At 39.3% G+C, this 512-nt stretch carries 1 protein-coding gene; it reads left to right on the top strand.

Annotated elements, in window-relative coordinates:
* The coding region (locus tag Q4500_RS18630) for a reverse transcriptase domain-containing protein (protein ID WP_303601061.1) at nt 1-512 on the top strand (512 nt) is incomplete at both ends.

Below are 512 nucleotides of genomic sequence, written 5' to 3'. Positions count from 1 at the left end.
GGCGTTGAAATCCCCAAGAGCAATGGTAAGAAACGATTACTCGGTATTCCTACGGTTGTTGACAGAGTGTTTCAACAGGCATTACACCAAGTACTGCAACCTATATTTGAGCCATGTTTTCAATCGCACAGTTACGGATTCAGACCACAGCGTAATGCGCATCAAGCCATTGCACAAAGTCTTTTAAATGTCAACTCAGGTTTTCAGCATATAGTAGATATAGATTTAAAGAGTTTCTTTGATGAAGTAGAACACTATATACTTTTAGAGTTGATAGACAAAAAGGTGAAGTGCAAAGCCACGATGCGGCTATTGCGTTCATTTCTTAGAGCGCCTATACTAATTAACGGTAAGCTACAAAAGCGAAGAAAAGGCGTCCCGCAAGGTTCTCCTTTAAGTCCGCTTCTTTCTAATATCCTACTCAATGAGTTAGATAAAGAATTAGAGAAACGTGGGCATCGCTATGTAAGATATGCTGACGATTTCAGTATTTATGTTCAAAGTAAAATGGC

Source organism: Maribacter sp. 1_MG-2023 (assembly GCF_030547005.1).
Taxonomy (GTDB): domain Bacteria; phylum Bacteroidota; class Bacteroidia; order Flavobacteriales; family Flavobacteriaceae; genus Maribacter.
The sequence above is the reverse complement of the archived record's forward strand: the minus strand, read 5'-3'. Positions and strand labels throughout refer to the sequence as shown.